Genomic DNA, 19,336 nt, shown 5'->3' on the forward strand with positions numbered 1-19,336 from the left:
GCTGGCTTTCTACCCGGTTTCCTGGTAGAATTTGCCCATGAAATCAACGGCTCCAGTCGATCTTCCGACGCACCCAGATGCCTTGCGCGATCTGGTCTTGCAACTGCTGCGGCAGCAGGAAGAAAAGGACGCCGAGCACGCCCGGCAGCTCGCAGTAAAAGACCGGTACCTCACCCTGCGCGACGAGACCATCGCCCGCCTGGAGATGACCATCGCCAAGCTGAAACGCTGGCGATTCGGTCAGCGTTCGGAAAAGCTCTCTCCCGATCAGATCAGCCTCTGGGAAGAGGCGCTGGAGACGGAGATCGCCGCGGTGGAAAGCGAGCTGGAGGCCGTGCTGGCCGAGAGTGCTGCTGCCAAACAACCGGAGTCCGCGCCGAAGGCGGCTCCCCGCCGCCATCCCGGTCGCATGAAGCTGCCCGATACCCTGCCCCGGGTTGAGGTTCGCCATGACCCCGAAAGCTGCACCTGCGGCCAGTGCGGCGGCCCTCTGGAGACGATCGGGGAAGAAATCAGCGAGAAGCTCGACTATGTCCCGGGCCACTTCCAGGTCATCCGCCATATCCGCCCCAAGCTGGCCTGCCGCCCTTGCGGCACCCTCGAAAGCCCAGCCATGCCGGCGCAGGTGATCGACAAGGGCCTACCCACTGCGCGGATGGTGGCTCAGGTCCTGACCGCCAAGCATGTGGATCACCTGCCTCTATATCGCCAGGAAACCCAATACCTGCGGGCGGGCATCCCGATCTCCCGCGCCACCCTCTGCAGTTGGCTGGGTCAGGGAGAGTACTGGCTCAGCATTCTTGCCGAGGCCTGCAAAATGGCATTGCTCGAAGGGGCCATCCTGCATGCCGACGAGACGCCCTTGCCGGTCCTGAACCCCGGCAGCGGGAAAACCCACAAGGCCTATCTCTGGGTGTATCGTAGCCAAGGAGACGCCCCCCATCCCATCGTCATCTTCGATTATGCCCCGGACCGCAAAGGCATCCATCCCCAAGGCTTCCTGAGAGACTGGCAAGGGATTCTGCAAACCGATGACTATGGGGGCTACGATGCCCTCTACCGCAAAGGGCAGATCACGGAAGCCGGATGCTGGGCTCATGTCCGCAGACATTTTTACGACGTGAACCAGAGTGCGCCGAGCCCGGTGGCCCAGACCGCGTTACTGCGCATCCACGAGATCTATGAGATCGAAGCCGAGATCAAAGACGACCCACCGGAGCAAAAGGTGCTGGCCCGCCAGCAACGGGCGGGGCCCTTACTGGAATCCTTCTGGACCTGGCTCAACGATACCCTGGCGCAAGTGGCCCCCAAAAGCGCCATTGCCAAGGCCATCGGCTATGCGCTGAAGCGCTGGAAGGCGCTGACCCTCTATCTCCAGGAGGGGCGCCTCGGCATCGATAACAATCCCGTGGAGAGGGCGCTGCGGGGGGTTGCCATCGGTCGCAAGAACTTCCTCTTTGCCGGGAACGATGCCGGGGGCGAACGAGCGGCCGCCTTCTACACCCTCATCGAGACCTGCAAGCTCAATGGCGTGGAACCCTTCGCCTATCTTTGCGATGTGCTCGAGAAACTCCCCACTTGGCCCAACAAACGGCTCCACGAACTCCTGCCGTGGAACTGGAAAAAACCAGCATTAGCCTGACATCAACCCACCCGCAAGGGTGGGTTGGCTAAGCGCTTACAGATCGTCAATAAGATCCTGCACCTGTTTGGCCTGCCACTTGTATTCGCGCTGATAGTAGTCAATTGCATAGTGGGTACCACTCAACAACTGGCGGATCGTCTTGACCTTACCGTCTATTTCTTTCATTGAATAATTTACCTCCAACATTTTGACTGGCGACAATACGTTCGGATATTTATGATCAAAACGGTGCGCATAGTATTCTCTAGGTCGCCCAAATATTAGCCCATTGGGCTCACCTCAGGGTGAGAATCATGCGTCGATCCAAAACAGCTTCTTAAGATTGAGAGTGTTGTACAAAGCCTCTTGCAGCGTTACATCTGATCTTCAACTTATTTGGCTGGCCGTGAAGCCCTGCAGAAATGGGGGCGCAAAATCTCCAATCGCTCCATATCCAAAATACTGGTTACCAGTCTGCTGCCAACCATTATGAACGCTCTTGGTCGACTTTAGGCTAAACCAGAGTACTTAGGCCATAGAAACATTTTTATTTAGGAAAATTCTTGCGCAATATTTTTATGGTAGCCTGATAGTCGTGGTCAACTATGAAAACCTTCACGTCGGCTTGATAGTCGTGATCTACCAAGACTCCGGGCGAGATGATTTGCTGGTTCTTCTCCTGATAATCGTGATCTACAAAAAAAACCTTGTGATCGGCTTGATAATCGTGTTTGACAATAAACACCTTGGCTTTTGCTGACATTATCTACTCCTATAATAGAATTATGTGAGCCTGAACACTTCGCTTTACTGCTTAATTGACTGACCCTGTTATCAGGTGACAAGATGGCGCACAATTAGATTAATCCAAATCAATGTCCGTTTTCAGTCTTTACCGCTCATTCAGCATAAAACCCCTACACGCATCTGACAGGTCAGACCGATAGAGAGTACACCAACTGTACGCCTTCATTCCAACCGGAAATCTTCTGCGTATATTCCACATTCATCTTCCATCCCATGGCGCAGCAGGTACTCTTCAACGCATTATAACCAAGTACGTGATTCTAAAACCCAACAAGCTATACCACGAACGCCCGATCTATACCATCCAGTCGAAGATTAACCGCGCTGGAGAATGCAGATGCCTGTACCCGCCTCATCCCGTTCTGGGAACCAAACCGAAAAGAAAGATCCCCGTCTTGAGCTTGCCGACCGCCTGATTGCACAGATCGAGGCAGGAACTGCCAACTGGCAACGCCCCTGGAACCCTGGCGATGTGTTGGCTCCGGTCAGCGCTGTCACCGGCAAGCCCTACAGAGGGGTGAACTACCAAAATCTTCTGACGTTTTCTCCTGACCCATCCGATCCACGTTGGTGTACCTATAAGCAGGCCCAGGAGCAGGGTTGGCAGGTGCGCAAGGGTGAACATGGGATTCCCATCGAAAAATGGTCTGAGTATGCGCACAAGCGCACCGACGAGGAAATCGAGCGGCTCAGAGCGCAGGGTGCTCAGGATATTGAGCCTGTGGAAAAGCGGCTGGGTGTCCGTTACTACACCGTATTTCATGCTTCCCAGATCGACGGCATCCCGCCACTGGAGCGGTCCCCGCGTCCGGAGATTGAGGGGAAACCCGATGAGCGCCTGTCAAAGCTGGCCGAGAACATGGGCATGGACGTGATTCACGCCGGTGGCCGGGCCTTTTATCGTCCCTCTGAGGACAGGGTGTTTATGCCGCCAATAGAGAGCTTCGAGCGTGCAAGCGGTCATGATACCACCCTGCTGCATGAGCTTTCCCATGCGACAGGTCATGAATCCCGGCTGAAGCGAGAAATCCGGAACCCTTTTGGCAGCCCAAAATATGCCGTCGAAGAGTTGCGGGCGGAGATGTCGGCGGCCATGACCGCAGCGAGCCTTGGGATCGGTTTTGATCCCGCGTCTCAGGATTTGGAAGAAGGCCGCGAGGCGGGCAATTCCGCCGCCTATCTCGCCTCATGGCTCAAGGCTTTGCCGGAAAAAGAGCGCAAGCAGGCCATCATGGGCGCGATCAAGGATGCCCAGGGCATCAGCGATTACCTCATCGAGCGGACGCCGGAATTGCAGGTTGAAGCCGCGCAGGAGCGGGCTGGTCCGACCGTCTCCCGTGGTGATTATGTCCGGTACAAGAATGAGATCGGACAAGAACTGGAAGGCGTGGTGCTTGACGATGCCCAGCCCGGTGAAGCAACGCGACTGCGGCACATCACCCGGTGGCCCAACGGCACGCCGCTTATGGAGGCGGCGGATCACATTATGCCCGTGGTGCTGCCGGACGTTCTGGAGGTGCATCTTGTATCGGCGGTTCGGGATGGTGTTGCGCTGAACGGGGTGGATTCGCGGACGAATGAATATAAGTTGACCATGGGGAGCGACATGGAGCGTCGCAAAATGGAAAACCGGGTACTGATGGATGTTGAGCGCGCGCGTGGCATTTACCCAACCTTTACTAAAGAAGGGCCTCAAGTTGGTGATCTCGTGCGTTTTGAGCCGCATGAACCTGGTGTAACGAGCATGTCCTTTTCGGGGCGTGTCATTGCGGCACTGGATACCAATACCGGCGATGTGCGTTATCACCTGCGGGCGGGGACGGGGCCAGAAAATGGCGCTGAGGCGCGGGTGTATGGCCGGGATGGACAGTTCCGTGGGATCGCTCTGGAGCAGGCTGTGGGATTCGACCGGGCTCTCGCTCCAGAAGCAGAGAAAGCCCCCGGATTCAGGTCGGGGACTTCGTGGTAACCCGGAGAAATCAATTCGGGGCAGACTGGAACACTTCCTCCATTGTTACCCTCATCGATGACTCCGAAGTCCGGTTGCAGGACCTCTACCGCTCTGGCCAGGAGTGGGAAGTCTCCCCAGCCGGGCGAAAGATGGCTCGTGAGGACTTTGATGCGGCTCTCCGTCATCAGGTCAGTGGCGTGGTGCCGCCGGAGAACGTATCAGAAAAGCTTGACTCTGCCGCCAGCCGTGACCGGTTCGTCGGTGCGGTCCGGGCTTTTGATGCCGAACACAGTCTCCTGTACGGCAAGGAATCAGCCCCATTGACAAAAGTCCCCGACGAAGTGCGGACATTTCTGGGCGTACAGCAGGCGTCTGTGACAGACAAGCTACTCCGCAGCAGCGAAGAAAAGAGCTTTTTCTCGGACAAGATGCAGGAACTACGGGAGATCATCCGGCAGATGCCGGAAACCTATGAGACCGACGGCAAGCCGGACAGCGAGCGACCAGTCTCCCTGCGCTACTTCGGCCCCAACGGTGCCCAGTGGTTCATCATCGAGAAGGATCGCGGAGATCCGGAAAACGAGGGACACGGTCCCACGGTGCCTGGCTTGCCAGATCAGACCCAAGCCTTTGGCCTGGCAGACCTTGGTATGGGATACCCGGAACTGGGATATATCAACATCCCGGAGATCACCCGTGCCGGGGCAGAACTGGACTACCATTTCACCCCCGCCACTCTCCTGGAGATCAAACGGGAGCACTACCCGGATCGGCTTCCACCCGAGCAACGCCCGGAAGATCTCCGCAAGGAACAGGCGCTTCAGGAGTACCAGGCGTTTTATGCCCAGTTGTCAGAGCGGGAAGAGAAACTGGTAACGGAGGTTCGCGAGCGCTCTGGGCGCCTCGCCCCAGCGGATTTCCATGGCTTCTCCGACATGATGCGGGATTTCAGCAAGCGTGTGGACGATACCTTTGGGATCATCCGGGAGGGAGAAAACCGAGGAGCGTCGGCCCCGGAGCTGCGTTTAGCGCAGGCGCTCGCCACGGAAGACATCTCCGGTCTGCCTGCCGTCAATACCGCGCGTGAACAGGCCAGGCGACTAGGCGAGCGATTTCACGATCTGGATAAAGAGGTCCGGGCCAGCTTCAAGGCGCGGCTCAAGGAGCATGGCAAGGCATTGCTGGAGTCGAGTACGCCGCGCGAACCCCGGGAGATCGTGCTGGCAACGTACTGGAAGCATGGCATCGAGGTCAGTCCGGACAACCCCATGATCGGGAAACTCACGGATGCGATCCGGGACAAGGATCTCAAGGCCATGATAGGGCTCATTGGCTATAACAGCCAGAATCCGGCATCAGAGGAAGCCTTTTCACGAGTCACTGGGATAAAAATGGAGAAAACCCAGTCTGGGCGTGTTGCCCAGTTGCAGGAATGGGCCGGTGTAGAAAAGGTGCAAGCTTTAACGGAAAGCCATGCGGCGGCCAAGCAGGAGCGGGAAGCGCAAAGCCTGAAAAACGGGATGACCAAGGCGTGGGACGACCTGAAGGGGCTACGTGTACAGGTCGGCGATCAAGTGGTGAATGGTCAGGAATATGTCGCCCTGAAAGTCGCCAAGGGTCAGGATCGTGTTACTTCTGGCAAGTCGGGCGCGGCCACGACGTACCATCTGGTCAATGAACAGGGCGAGTATTCCAGCGTCAAGGACGTGCGTTTCACGGCCTTTGCCAAGCGGGTTTTGGTCATGAACGCCGATGGCAATGTGCGTAACGCCCTGGAGCAGGCGGGGATTGCGCACGGAATGGCCCTGGAGGTTACCCAGAAGTCGGCCATTGAACTGCAGAAAGAGCAAAAAAAGCCAGACACTGCACCTGAACTGCCCGGAAAGAACGCCTATGAGCAAAAATTCGAAGCGCGCAAGGAGCGGTATCGCGCCAGGGCGGAAAAGTTGCGGGGCTTGGCGAAGTCCCGTCTGGATCAGGCGCGCAGAATGGCGGATGTCATTCCTTTTGGTCAGCCGATCCTGGTTGGCCACCACAGCGAAAAGAGCGACCGAAAGTTCCGTGAGCGTATCCACCAGAACTTTGGCAAAGGCTTCGACTTGTTGAAGCAGGCAGAGCATTACGAGCGCCGCGCCAAGGGTGTCAACGACTACGCGATCAGTGCGGACGATCCGGATGCCGTGAAAAAGCTTACGGCCAGGGTGGAGACCCTTAAGACGGCCCAGGAACGGATGAAGGCGGCGAATGCCGCTATCCGTAATCATGAGAAAAACGGACCAGAGGCGCAGCAAGCCGCCCTGGAGGGCTTGGGCTTCAAGCCAGAGCAGGCCAAGAGCCTGCTGACCCCGGACGTTATGGGCACGGTGGGCTTCGCGTCTTATTCGCTCAGCAATAACAACGCGAACATCAAGCGCCTGGAGGCGCGCATACAGACGCTGGAGAAAGCCCGGAAGCTTGAAGACCGGGAGACTCAATATGCCTGGGGTTCGGTGCGGGAAAACAAGGAAATTAACCGCATCCAGTTCCGCTTCGATGGCAAGCCTGAGGAAGAGGTACGCAATCTCATGAAGTCGAGCGGATTTCGTTGGGCACCGTCTGAAAGCGCCTGGCAGCGGCAGTGGACGGGCAATGCCGTATATGCCGCGCGGGATGTCATCAAAAAACTGGATGAGAGGATGCCGCCTGAGCAGATGGTAGCTGCACCTGAGTCGGCGCCAACCCCCGACATTGCATCCGCCCAGAAAGTGGACCGCGAACCGAACTTGCGCGACCCCAGCGCAGCACTGGAGGCGGCTATCAAGGATCGGGACGGCACCTGGCACAACCTGTCTGCATACGAGAAGGACAGGGTATTAGTCGGCACCTTGCAACGGCTGAATGCCGAGACGGGTAATTACGAGAAGGTGCCTGTGGAGTTTTGTCCGGGGGGTGTCGGCGGGTTGCAGGCGAGAGCGCATTTCCCGGACGGCTCACGGCTGCGTGTTTCGCTGTCTCGATCGAATCCCTCTGAGATTCAATCGTCCAGGGTGGACGTGCGCGTCTACGGTGAAAAGCAGGACATGGACGGGAAGGTCACGCTGACGCAGATCCACGAGCATCCCGGTCGCCTGCGGGCCAATGAAGCCCTGCAGAAGATCCCCGACCACAGGGAAGGGAAGGTCATCAAGCAGGCTTTGGGTGTGGACCCGAAGATGCTGAACCCGCAGCCCTCACGCGAGGCGCAAAAAGCCCCGGACAAAGTGCGGGAGCAACGGCAAGGGGTGGAAATTTAGAGGTGTTGGTGGATGTATGACGTTGTTATGTGAACGGTTTTTCTGAAGACGAAAAGGAGTATGTGATATGGCTACACGGATGATGCAACGGAACAACCTGGCGGACGCTTTTGTACAGGTCAATGACGAACAGACGAACGCCGCCTTGAAAGCAGCCAAGGAGAATATCGGGGATGCGGAGTGGAAAAAAGGGTATTCCCAGGAGAGCAAGTCGGTGGTCCGCGAGTCTCTGAAGGAGCATGGGGCGCGTTATGAGCAGACACTGAAGGGCAACCTTGTTGGGGTGGATGTGGCCGAAACGCAGGCCAATGGGGAAACCTTCAAGAAGCTGCGCGTCACGCTGGAGAACGAGGTCGGCAAGACCATCCTGTCGGCGGATATGAACTCTGAATTTGCCCAACGGCTGATTACCAAACTCGACACCGCAACCCGAGAGCACGCGGGTAAAGAGGTGGACGTTGGTGCTTTCGCCAAACATACGGAACGGGGTGATCGGGTGTTTGTGGATCATATCGCCACGATGAAAGACGCTGCCGGGCAGGAAATCCCCGCCGCTCAGGGGCATTTCGAGAAGGCCAAAGACCGGGTGTTGGCGACCCAAAAACCGCTTCTGGACGCCGGCATGTCGGACAAGAAGGTCTTGAATCAGATTGCCGCCAGTGCCCGTGAGAGCTACTTCGTCGAAGTGGCCGCCGGCTTGTCTGAGCGGATGGTGGAGCAGGGGATTACGCCGAGTGTCAACGAGCGCCACGAATTCCCGGCGCTGGAGGCGGGCATCAAGGACCGCGATGGCACCTGGCAGAACCTGTCCGCCTATGAAAAAGACGGGCAGTTGGTCGGCACCTTGCAGCGGCGGGATGCCGAGACGGGCAATTACGAGAAGGCGCCCGTAGCCTTTGAGCCGGACGGCAAAGGGGCGCTGGTGGCCGAAGCCGTCTATGAATGGGGTGAGAAGTTGACCGTCAACCTCTCCCGCTCCGAGCCAACACAGGGCGGACACGAAAAAGTGGATGTCCGGATACTCTCCGGCGATGAGCAGATCCACGAGCACCCCGGTCGCCTGCGGGCCAATGAAACCCTGCAGAAGATCCCCGACCACAGGGAAGGGAAGGTCATCGAGCAGGCTTTGGGTGTGGACCCGAAGATGCTGAACCCGCTGCCGCCGCGTGACGTGCAAAAGGCTCCGGCCAAAACGCAAGAGAAGCAGCAGGAGGTGGGACTATGAGCCTGGCCGAGGAGTTGATCGAATGGGCCGAGGAAGAGGTGGAGCACGGCAACCCCGCACACAAGGAGCAGGTTGCCTTGATTCTCGCGCAACTGCATGAGATCGCCGACCCGGAATCCCTGCCGGTTGGCTCTACCCAGCGATTCCTCGCACAGCGGCGCGTGGACAAGCTGGTGGAGAAGGCTGAAGCGTTGGGTTTTGAGACGCCGGGGAAGATGTTGAAAAAGGAGATCGGCAAGAAACTTGCCGGTCAGGCTTTGGGCATAAACCTGTAAGGAGAGTCCCATGTTTGGATTTTTTAAGGCCCTGACGGGGAACTCCGCCTCGAAGGGGCATGCTCCCGGCAAGGGCCGTGCGCTCAGCAATTTGTTGGTGGGCGGTTATCCGGAGCATTTGTATCCTGTGGATGATCCCCAAGGGGTCGGCGGGTATCAGTTGGCCATCGAGGCGCTGATACGCGATGAGTCGCCCGAGGTGATTTATTTGCGCTCGGAGACCGAGGATCTATCCGTGGTCCGCAAGGGGCTCGCATACCTCTCCCGCATCGGTGGTCAAGTCGGTGTCGCCGATCAGCTTCCCGATGAAGAGGTCGCGGCCCTGTTTGGTGTCGATGTCCGTTCGTACCAGTCGGCGGTTGTGAACCCACAAGGGGATGCTGCGGCTTATGCAGGATGATCTGACGCGCGCCCCTCGTTTCCTTTGGGGAGACTTTCCAGATGTCCTGCGTAATGGGAATCTTGGGGAGCTGAAACAGCAGCCGGAGTACATGGCGGCCAAATCTGGGGAGAGCGAGGCGGCATTGAATCTGGCTAGTCGTATCATCCGCACGGATTTCGTCGAAGCTGTGGCGCGTTTGGGTGCATCACATCCCAAACCGGTCTTGTTGCCGGTGTTGGCTGTAGAGTCTGTGGGCCGGAACAAGATTCCGCAGATGCTGGCGGAAACACTATCTGCCCGTCTGGGTTGGAGGACGGAAAGCGGTATCGTCCAAATATCCAGGGCTATGCACACGGATTCTGGGGCTGATCATCGACTTGTGTCTCATTCATTTTTTGACGGGAAAATCGATCCTGATGCGGGCTATATCCTCATCGATGACACCTTAACGATGGGCGGCACACTCGCTGATTTTCGTGGATTCATCATGAGCCGTGGCGGTCAGGTGATGGGCGCTGCTGTAGCAGTGGCTCATGAGGGAGCGTTGCACTTGCCAATTCGCGACAAGATGCTGCAAGATATATTTGCTAAATACGGTAAAGATATTGTTCAGGAGTTTTCTCATGAAGAGTTCGGCTACGGAATCGAGTGCCTCACCCAAGGAGAGGCTGGAGACGTCCGAAAAGCCATTTCTCTTGACGCCCTCAGAGATCGACTCACTGCGGCAAGAGATGCGCGCTTCCAGCGAATGGGCGAAGAAAGAGTTGCGCCGTCGGATGGAAAAAATCTCTCAGAATTAGAAGAACCAACAGAACCCCCTCTAGATCACCCCAATCTCCACCCGCCGCCCGACGCACTCAACCGTAATGATTCTTTGGTTGAGATAATTTCACGCGGAGGGCACGTCATGGCAGCACAACTCGATCACCTTTTGTCCTACGGTCCTATGGACGTAGTGGCCAGTAACGAAGAAAAGAACCCAGGGCTTCACATTGTGAACGTGGACGCCGAAAGTCGCGCGTTCATTCCCCAGAATGATCCGTTGCATCAGGAAATCCGGAACATCGTCGCTAAAAATCCGCATAGTCTGGGGTTCGCGGCCAACCTGATCAACGCGCGGCTTGAACAGGATGGCCGTTGGCAGGGGCCGGAGCGGGAAGCTGAGGGCTTGAGTTTCAGTCCATCGCTGAATCCGGAACGGGAGATGCACGAGATAGAGACGTTTCCGGCGCAGAATGTGGATTTGCCGGACGGGCTCAAGGCGGCACTCAATCCGCGCGTCGAACTGCGTCCTGTGGTGCTTCGTGAGGGGAGCCGCATGGCTCCCAAAACCATGGAGCAGGGTGACAAGCTGGTGGGGTATGTGGTGAATGGCAAGACTGACCCGCTACCAGGAACAGTTTATGGCGAGGACAACCTTTTCCCGGGGAAGCAACAGCAGTTTGGCCTTGATGATCTCGATAATGCCCGTCTGGCCGCGCAGGCGATTGCGCAGGGCACGGCCATCAACTTCGACACCCTGGAGGCCGGATTTAAGGAACGGACAGGGTACAATTTTGAGGATCGTTACTTCTCCGTCTCCGAAGACCGCCAGAAGCATCTGGAACAATGGGGGACTCAAAAAACGCAGCATATGGAGCGGCAGATGGGCGGGGTGGATATCGGCGAACCAGCGATCACCACGCCGGCGAAAGAAGCGGAAGTCGCCCCGGCAATAGGCGCGGAAAAAACGCCAGACCCGGTGACGCAGAAAACAGGGCCGGAAGTGGACCCGCTCGTGGTTTGGCCGAAAGTGAAGCCCGAACCGGAACTGTTGCCGTTGGCGCAGCCGACACAAGAGGTATCGAAGCCGCAATTTGAGCGCAAGACGCCACCCGAAGTGCTCTTTGCCAATCCCAAAGGCAAGCCTTATGTGCTGGATCATGGCGACAAGGTGACGGTGACGAATCGCGCGATGTTGGGCTTGGGGTCTGAGGCGGCGGCGAAGCGGCAAAAAGCGGTCGAGGTGGGGCTGATGACCGCCGTGGACCGGTTCGGTGAGCCCGTGCGCTTTCATGGCAGCCGCGCTTTCATGGAAGAGACGGTAAAGGTGGCGATGGAACGCGGAATCAAGCTGGAGCCCGGCAGCCCCATGGCCAAAGAGATTTACGAGCGGGCGGCCAGGGAGCACGGGAATCAGCTTGGCCCGTCGAAGGCTGCGCCGTATCGGGCCCCTGAGAAAAAGCGTGAAGTGGGCAAGGACAAGGGGCTCGGTCTGTGAGGCGCTCTGCAACCAGCCTGAGTGATTATCGTCATCATCCCTGATCTATACCCTGTAAATATTCTGGGATAGGCGGGCGTGGACATGGATGAACTCGACGAAATTGCGCAACTGGAGGCGGCAGGCCAAAAGTTGATGGTGGAGCCGGATCCCACGCCCCGCAAACGGAGCGTTTCCTCATCAAGTTCGCCGTCGGGGTCGCAAGGCCAACCCAAGCCGACAGCAAAGCCCACTGTGGAGAGCGGTAACGCACCGCACGTCGAAAACCTGCTCACAGAGATTCGTGATCGTCTCGATCTCCTGTTGCAAGGAAACATCCCCGAAACACAGGCGCCAGAAGAAGTTGAGCAGAGCGCTCCGGCCATTGTCGAGGAGCTTGACCCGCTTCGAGACGCCTTCCCGCATGAGCCTAACGACGCGGTTTCTACTGCGGCGGAGAACACAGCGGCTGTTTCCACGAGCGTTGCACTCTCCGATTCAGACATGGCTCGCTTGCTGGCCACGGTTGAGGATCGGGTGACCAGTCACGCGCTGACGCACCATTCTTCGGTCGTCGTGCTGCTGGGCTGGGCCATGGCTCTGCTGGCGGTGGGTCTGGGCATGGGATATGGCTATATTGTCGCGTCTGGCCGATATCCATTCTGGGCGCCGACCAGCGGTGCCGGTATCCTGGCCCAGATTTCCGCCGCGTATCTCGCCGCTCCGGTCGGGGTGGTTCTGTTGCCTCTGGCCGGGGCCATTCTCTGGGCAGCAAGCAAGGAAACCCTCGGCAATAAGCAGCAAGCGATAGTCAGGCTGGGGGCGGTCGTGGTGTTCTTCGCGGGCATTCTGCTTCCGCTCATCAGCTTGCTGTGAAAGACAAAACTCCGCCAAACCAAACGCGCTCCGGACGCTTTCTATCGTCTACGGAAACGCCGGATGACCAACTTTCTCCCGACCGCGCGCCATTGGGGCGCAATCGCCCCATTGCATCCCGCATCTATAACAAGGTGCATCGTGCGCGGGGAAAACACGGGGCGGGCACGGCGCGTGCCCTTATAAAAAGCCTGCTTCCCCACGTCGGAAGCAATTTTTACAAGGCGCCATCGTCCCGAGGCCCCGCATTGCAGCAGGCCGCTCGCCGCTGCACGGTAAAGGTGTCCTATGTGCGGAACAAGGGACCGGATCAGTGGCAGGCCCATGGCCGCTATCTGAGCCGCGAAGGGGCACAGCAGGACGGTGAGAAAGGCCAGGGTTTTGATCGTGATTCAGATAGCGTCAATCTCCCGCCCCGCCTCTCGTCCTGGCAGGAAGAGAACGACCCCCACCTGTTCAAGGTGATTTTGGCACCCGAAGATCCGCTCGGGCCAGAAGCTTTACGCGATCTGACCCGTAGGTTTAACGCGCGCATCCAGCGGCAGATCGGGCGGGATTATGAGTGGGCCGCCATTGACCACCACAACACCAGTCATCCGCATGTGCATTTGCTGATTCGTGGCAAGGGCAAGCTGGAACTAGAGCCCGACATGATCCGGCGGGGAATGCGCGCCGCAGCCCAAGAGGTGCTGACGGAAAGCCTGGGCTACCGTACCGAACGGGAAATCCGGGCGGCGCGAGAGCGGGAGATGGACCAGCGGCGATTCACGACGCTGGACCGGGGGATTATCGAAAAGGCGACCCCCGCACCGCAAGGCTACTCTCTGGTGGATGAGTCAACCATTCCCTTCTTTGACGACAAGGAGCGCGAAAACCGCAGGCTTCGGATCGCTCGCCTGGAAAAACTGGTGGAGATCGGTGTGGCGGACAAGATCGGCCCAAATCTCTGGCGGCTGGAACCGGGTTGGGACAAGGCGCTCAAGGAGATGCAGATACTGCAGACCCGGACGAAGATGCTGGCCGAGGCGCGAGCCTTGATGACGGAGCCGCGCTGCCTGCCGCAGGTCACCCGGATCCGGCCCGGTGATCGCCTGGTGGGGCGCGTGCTGGGTACGGGGTTGGATGAGCAATATGACCGCAGTTTTATTCTGATCGAGGGCGTGGATAACCGGGCGCACATCGTCTATCAGACCGGGGCGATAGAGAAGGCCCGTGGACGGGATGAACTGGGCTTACGTCACCTTGTCGCCCTGACCGGGCTGGATCGGGGCGCTTCCGTCAAGGATTACGGTATCGAGATTCCAGACCAGGGTTGGAAAAGGACAGCGATTCCGGAGGAGGCTCTCGACGATCAGCTGGATCATGAGCACGGGAATCCGCCATCGGCGATGATGGATCCCACGACGGGCTTCGCCGCGGAGTGGCATAGGCGGCTCCTGGACAGGCGCGCGAAGAAGGAAAAAGAGCGGGCACAGCAAAAGCAGCAGAAACAGGAGAAACAAGAAAAACGCCAAGAGCAGAAACAGTCGCAGAAAAAGCCGCAACGCGGATCGGAGATCGAATAGGCTTCACTTTGCTTATGGTGACGGCACGGATTCCGACGCGCTATCCCAGCTACCTCTGATCTATACCCTGACAATAGCAACAAACGGGGTACATTCATGGCTCTTCCCATCGTCGCAAAAGTTAAACTCACTGGCAGCTACGCAGATAAGGTGCGTATTGCCGCAGCATCACGGCGCATGAAACTGGGTCCTCTGGTCGCCGATTACGCCATGCGCGGAATCGACGCTGAGAAGGTAGACGGCAGCGACGGCAGCAAATTGGCCGACTTTGAGCGCCGGATTTGCGCCACCATTCTGGCTTCACGAAGCGATCTCGAAACCGTACAGGCGCAGATCGATTTGCTGGCTGCGATGTTGGACACCTTCGTCAAGCTTATGCTGGTCCACTTGCCAGAGCCGGGCACGGAGAGGGAAGCGACCGAAGCGTCTGCATTGGCACGGTATGAGCGCTTCATTAAGCAGGTAAGTACCGCATTCGACGGCGACCGACCACAAGCGCTTAAAAAAATCGGAGTGCTCATTCAAAAACGGATTGAGACGGCGGAGGAAAACCGGTGATGGGATGGTTATGACGTGGAAGAAGTGGGCGCGACAGGCAAGAGGAATCACATATGGATGCTGAAGCCAGCAGAAGACTTCATACGTGGCAGGGTGACGCGGTAGAGACCATTTCGGAAGAGGAAGAAGCCGTATTGGCAGCATTCGCCTCATTTTCGGAAGAGACCCAGCGGCTGGACAAGGTAGCGCAGGTCCGTGCAGATTGGGTCAAAAAACTTGACGCGCTGGCCTTGCACCTGGAACGTCATGGACTTGAAGGCTGGGAGCTGCAGTTCCAGGCAGCGGGTTTTGTGAAGGATGTGGACGGGTTGTATGCCTATCCCGATCCTGATCTGCCCGGTGTACAGAAAGCCTGGGACGCGCTGCACGCCGCCTTAAAGTTGGAGGAAGAACCAGAGGATCCAGGCCCTGAGTTGATAGCCACCATCTCAGATCCGGAAGAGCCTTGGGAACAACCGCAGCGGGACATGCAGGAGCTTGCCGGCGCTGTGCCGGACGGGTGGGAGATGGATTCCTCGCACACCCATCAAGCTCGTGATGCTGTTATCCCCATTTGTGACCATCAAGCATCCCTTGATGTGCCCAGAAAACCGGACACTATCGATGTCCTGGCGAACCGAATTTGCGAGGATGCTGGCGATGGAATAGCTCGTCGTTCATTGGAAGAATTTCTGGATAGCTGCTGCAAAACGGAAGCGAGCCTTTCTGGTATTCACGATCAGGCAAAAGCGGATAAGTGGTCGTATCCAGAAAGTATCACTAGCACGCCAACGCTCCCTGATCCTGTCCCTTTCCGGGAATCCATGGCGTCATGCAAGGTAAAGGATGTGATCAGAAAGTTGCGTGGCGAGCTGGCACGGACGATGGCTGGAATCAATCTCGTGGAAGCCGCTGGGCGCACGATAGACGAAAAAGATCTACAGGCAATGATGACTGCATTCACTGCATTGCTTGGCTACCTTACTCCGCTTTCTTCTGAAAACGCAGTCAATCTGAAAATGGCATCCATGCGGTTAGATATACAGGTTATGGAATTTCAGGTATCAAAATATCGCGATATTGCGCAGAAATGCCGCGATATCGTTGATTCCATGCGCCACGGATACCATGTTTCCAGGACAGCCCATCAGGTGGCCTTAAAGACTGCGGATGCCTTGTATGACGCTTATGTGAGCGAAATTCGCAAGCTTTACACAACGCCTATGGCCTTAATATCCAATGACCTGCCAAAGGGCCTCTGCACAATACTGGAAAAAGGTGGGTGCAAAACCGTAGAAGATCTCGCGCTCCTGACTGAGGAGAAAATTCGCTCCATTAATGGAGTCGGTCACGCGCGTCTTGGGGTAGTTCGTGAGTTTTTCAGGAGGCATAATCTTCCTGCTCTCAGTTTATCCGTTCCGGCTTTTGCGGGGCTTGGTTGGCGCTCCGTGGCCAACCGGAATGAAACCGGGAATTATCGGTGGCGCGCTCCCAAATGTTATGGAAATCTGGTTTTTGTAGCCGCCATGGACGGGTGGTCTTCATCCGTTTTTATGACCCATCTAGCGGAGGGGAACCAGTGAGCGCCAACGTCCAGGACCAACAGGAGCGACAGGCCCACGTCCGCCGAATTGAGCAGATGCGGCGTATTCTCGGCCAGGACATTGCCAGGCTTTTTGATGATTCGTCGGTTGTCGAGATTATGGCCAACCCTGACGGACAGATTTTTGTAGAGCGTCTGGGATCTGGGGTGGCACACCTTGGCGAGATTGACGCGAGCCGGGTGCAGTCGCTGTTAGGACTCATGGCGGACTACCTGCATACCACGGTGAGCCGTGACCGGCCCATCGTCGAGGGGGCCATGCCCATCGAGTTTTTGCGCAGCCGTTTTGCCGGTGCGATCCCGCCCATGGTGGAGGGGGCCTCTTTCAGTATCCGTTTGCCTGCGCGCTCGGTGTACACGCTGGAGCAGTACGTCGAGGCGGGCATCATCACGACGGCTCAGTTGGAGCTTATTACGGAAGCGGTTGCGACCCGAAAGAATATTCTGGTGAGCGGCGGTACAGGGTCGGGCAAGACGACCCTGTCCAATGCCCTCATCGACTGGATTTCCAGGATGTCCGATATGGGCACCCGCATCGTGATTATCGAAGATACCCGAGAGCTTCAATGTACCGCGCCCAACTTGGTCCAGTTCTTGACTGATGATGACGCGAATATCGACATGACGCGACTCCTGAAGCTTACGCTGCGGTATCGGCCCGACCGCATCCTTGTGGGCGAGGTCCGCGACAAGGCGGCCTTGGCGTTGCTCAAGGCGTGGAACACGGGACATCCGGGTGGTATTGCCACGCTGCACGCCAACAACCCAGAAGCCGCATTGCTGCGGCTCGATCAGCTTTGCCAGGAGGCGGGTGTTCCCCCACAGCAGACGCTGATCCATGAGGCGGTGGACATTGTTTTGCAGATTGCCCGCGACCCGAGCCATCCGGCTGGGCGTCGGATGACTGCGCTTATGGATGTGAAGAAAAGCCGCCTCGCTTGTCACTGAGGGGATGAGCCGCAACTCAAGACGTCTAAATGGGAACAAGTGCTTGGAAGCGTGAGGTCGAAGATGGCAGTCAATAAACCTGAGTGGACGAAGTTGCTATTATATTTTCTGTTGTATTTTCTACCTGTGATACTAGCCGCCTTCGCGGCCGCCGTCGTCGCTGCCTTCTTTGCCGCCCCGATACTTGATGGAATCGAAAAGGTAGCTGGCACAACAGAAATGCTCTATAGGACAAATAACGTTGTGTTATTTTGTCTTATGTTATTCATACAATTGTTGTTTTTCCTGGCCATTAATTCTGTCGTAGAAAGGAAAACAAATGCAATATCTAAAGTTGTTGAATATTGTTTTGGCAAAAGCAGAGTGGCTGGTATTTTTATTGCTCTATCAACTGCTGCTATCTTAGCTTTATTTTCATATTTTGCTGTAACATTAATTCAATTTTCGGCCCTATAGCCAAGCGTCTCAATAAATTTGTGCAGGCATTACCGTAATTAGAATATTTGCATAGTTTCTTTGGGTTCTCACCGCTATCAAAATAAATAGAAATCACATTCCGTGGCGTTCTGATGGTATTGCTGCACAAATCATTAACCACGACATTTTTGTTCAGGCGCGCACTGCCCATTGGGCTTGTCAAGCCATTTCTAAATCCCCAGTAATTGACAATAGAATAAGATTGACCCTCATACAGCAGCTTAGCATATAAAAGAACAAACGTGTTATGATCTAGCCTGTAGAATGAAGGGACGCACGATAATCCATAAGGTGGTCGAAGGAAGATATTGTTGTTACCCTTGACGGCCAAAGAGATCCTACCATAGTTCAGCGTGGCAATGCGCTCCAGGGCAAGCAAGTTTCCAACCCAATGGTATTCTACTGCTCCCATCGTGACTAAAACTGGTAACATTAGTAGAAAAATCTTATTATCAGCGCCAAACTTCTGTTCTTTTATGATTACCCAGATCAGGGTGTAAAAAAGAAATGCTATAAGTGCGCCAACTAAGTTTTCTTTGATTGCTGAATATCCAGTTGACGAGGGCCATATTGAGACGCGCAATCCCCACCCAACAAAATAGAAGATGGCAATATAGTAACTTATCAGCACTAAATATAAAAGAGACTCTCCCCAGAATCTAAGGTTGGTTAGGGGTCCGTTTGGTATTTTTATTTTTACGCCAAAAGTAAATGGAATTATGGCTGGCAAAGTCACTAGAACAGCAACCGGCGCAAATGCTATTACTCCAGGCGCGGAAATCCTCCAAAGACCATCAAGCCCACCAGGAGTATATCCAACCTGAAGCAGCAAGTAGCCAGTAATAACTGCTCCTGAAACAAAAACGGCAATTATGTATATTCTGTATAATAGCTTCCAAAGATCATCGGTCATCACGTGGCCTTTACAATTCGCATGCCCCGACCTCAACTGTTCAATAATCGTTGAAGAACAATTCACACACCAAAGAAAGACGATCAACCGCGTCCATCAGTCCAGATTTATCCGCGTTAGGGCTGTCGGAGTCAAGTCCAGTGTCATCGGAATGCGGCATCTGATCCATTCGCACAAATTATGGTATACCAAAACCACCCTGATCTATACCCCCGCAAGGACAAATGAGTGTCCGCGCACTGAAGGGTATTTGCATGAAAAAGCAATTCAAGTCTCTGTTTTCCGGTGTTCGCAAGGTCGGCGCAATGGGCCTGATGATTTTAACTCCCGGCATGGCGTTCGCGTCCACGTCGGGCGGGGTGTTTTCTCCAATTACCGGGCAGATGGGCACGGTCCTGACGGGTATGCAGGATATGGGCGGGCTGGTCGCCGCTGGCGGTGTCGTCGCCACGGGCCTTGCCTGGTGGCACGGTGGCGAGCACAAGAAGGCCATGATGATTGGTCTGGGTGCGACGATTGGCGGTATTGCCATGGCTAACGCGAAATCGCTGGCCACCAGCATCACCGGTGGCGCCACGATGGGGCAGGCGAGCACTCTGGGCCTTGTCGCATCCCACGCTTTGCACATCGTAGGTCTCTAAG

General features: G+C 56.3%; 14 protein-coding genes and 1 pseudogene. 12 read left to right on the forward strand and 3 right to left on the reverse strand.

Annotated elements, in window-relative coordinates; translation table 11 throughout:
• Positions 1-37: 37 nt before the first annotated feature.
• On the forward strand, positions 38-1,642 hold the full coding sequence (tnpC, locus tag AFERRID_RS13115) for an IS66 family transposase (RefSeq protein ID WP_126605419.1): 1,605 nt from the start codon (positions 38-40) through the stop codon (positions 1,640-1,642).
• Positions 1,643-1,678: 36 nt separating this feature from the next.
• Here the strand turns inward: tnpC and AFERRID_RS15770 are convergent, their stop codons facing one another.
• Together AFERRID_RS15770 and AFERRID_RS13125 are read right to left on the reverse strand one after the other, a co-directional pair.
• Positions 1,679-1,810 (reverse strand): DUF262 domain-containing protein, encoded by a 132-nt coding sequence (locus AFERRID_RS15770; RefSeq protein WP_215886235.1) that lies wholly within the window; start codon positions 1,808-1,810, stop codon positions 1,679-1,681.
• 361 nt (positions 1,811-2,171) lie between these two features.
• The gene (locus tag AFERRID_RS13125) at positions 2,172-2,387 is read right to left on the reverse strand and encodes a hypothetical protein (protein WP_126605421.1); all 216 of its coding nucleotides are present in this window, start codon (positions 2,385-2,387) and stop codon (positions 2,172-2,174) included.
• A gap of 381 nt (positions 2,388-2,768) precedes the next feature.
• Here AFERRID_RS13125 and AFERRID_RS13135 point away from each other — a divergent pair.
• The 10 genes and pseudogenes from AFERRID_RS13135 (at position 2,769) to trbB (ending at position 17,304) form a co-directional block, all read left to right on the forward strand.
• A pseudogene (locus tag AFERRID_RS13135) lies at positions 2,769-7,654 on the forward strand (DUF3560 domain-containing protein).
• Between the two features lie 67 nt (positions 7,655-7,721).
• Entirely contained in the window at positions 7,722-8,879 is a 1,158-nt protein-coding gene (locus AFERRID_RS13140) for a hypothetical protein (RefSeq protein ID WP_126605424.1), read from the forward strand.
• A complete protein-coding gene (locus AFERRID_RS13145; protein ID WP_126605425.1) occupies positions 8,876-9,154 on the forward strand; it encodes a hypothetical protein in 279 nt (92 codons plus the stop codon). The genes AFERRID_RS13140 and AFERRID_RS13145 overlap by 4 nt, the downstream gene beginning before the upstream one ends.
• A gap of 10 nt (positions 9,155-9,164) precedes the next feature.
• Positions 9,165-9,554 (forward strand): hypothetical protein, encoded by a 390-nt coding sequence (locus tag AFERRID_RS13150; protein WP_126605426.1) that lies wholly within the window; start codon positions 9,165-9,167, stop codon positions 9,552-9,554.
• Positions 9,544-11,796 (forward strand): LPD7 domain-containing protein, encoded by a 2,253-nt coding sequence (locus AFERRID_RS15775; protein WP_226832915.1) that lies wholly within the window; start codon positions 9,544-9,546, stop codon positions 11,794-11,796. The genes AFERRID_RS13150 and AFERRID_RS15775 overlap by 11 nt, the downstream gene beginning before the upstream one ends.
• A gap of 84 nt (positions 11,797-11,880) precedes the next feature.
• Entirely contained in the window at positions 11,881-12,651 is a 771-nt protein-coding gene (locus AFERRID_RS13165) for a hypothetical protein (protein WP_126605427.1), read from the forward strand.
• Positions 12,648-14,216, forward strand: coding sequence for a DUF3363 domain-containing protein (locus AFERRID_RS13170; protein ID WP_126605428.1), 1,569 nt, complete (start codon positions 12,648-12,650; stop codon positions 14,214-14,216). Before AFERRID_RS13165 ends, AFERRID_RS13170 begins: the two co-directional genes overlap by 4 nt.
• A gap of 96 nt (positions 14,217-14,312) precedes the next feature.
• Complete coding sequence (locus AFERRID_RS13175; protein ID WP_126605429.1) at positions 14,313-14,774, forward strand: hypothetical protein; 462 nt, start codon at positions 14,313-14,315, stop codon at positions 14,772-14,774.
• Positions 14,775-14,827: 53 nt separating this feature from the next.
• Entirely contained in the window at positions 14,828-16,336 is a 1,509-nt protein-coding gene (locus AFERRID_RS13180) for a hypothetical protein (RefSeq protein ID WP_126605430.1), read from the forward strand.
• Positions 16,333-17,304 (forward strand): P-type conjugative transfer ATPase TrbB, encoded by a 972-nt coding sequence (trbB, locus tag AFERRID_RS13185; RefSeq protein WP_126605431.1) that lies wholly within the window; start codon positions 16,333-16,335, stop codon positions 17,302-17,304. The genes AFERRID_RS13180 and trbB overlap by 4 nt, the downstream gene beginning before the upstream one ends.
• 397 nt (positions 17,305-17,701) lie before the next feature.
• On the opposite strand, the gene AFERRID_RS13190 is transcribed toward trbB, so the two are convergent.
• A complete protein-coding gene (locus AFERRID_RS13190; protein ID WP_126605432.1) occupies positions 17,702-18,694 on the reverse strand; it encodes a hypothetical protein in 993 nt (330 codons plus the stop codon).
• A 254-nt stretch (positions 18,695-18,948) separates the two neighbouring features.
• Here AFERRID_RS13190 and AFERRID_RS13195 point away from each other — a divergent pair, with 254 nt between their 5' ends.
• Positions 18,949-19,335, forward strand: a complete 387-nt coding sequence (locus tag AFERRID_RS13195) for a TrbC/VirB2 family protein (RefSeq protein ID WP_126605433.1) — start codon at positions 18,949-18,951, stop codon at positions 19,333-19,335.
• Position 19,336: the final 1 nt, after the last annotated feature.

It is taken from the genome of Acidithiobacillus ferridurans (assembly GCF_003966655.1).
GTDB classification, from domain to species: Bacteria; Pseudomonadota; Gammaproteobacteria; order Acidithiobacillales; family Acidithiobacillaceae; genus Acidithiobacillus; species Acidithiobacillus ferridurans.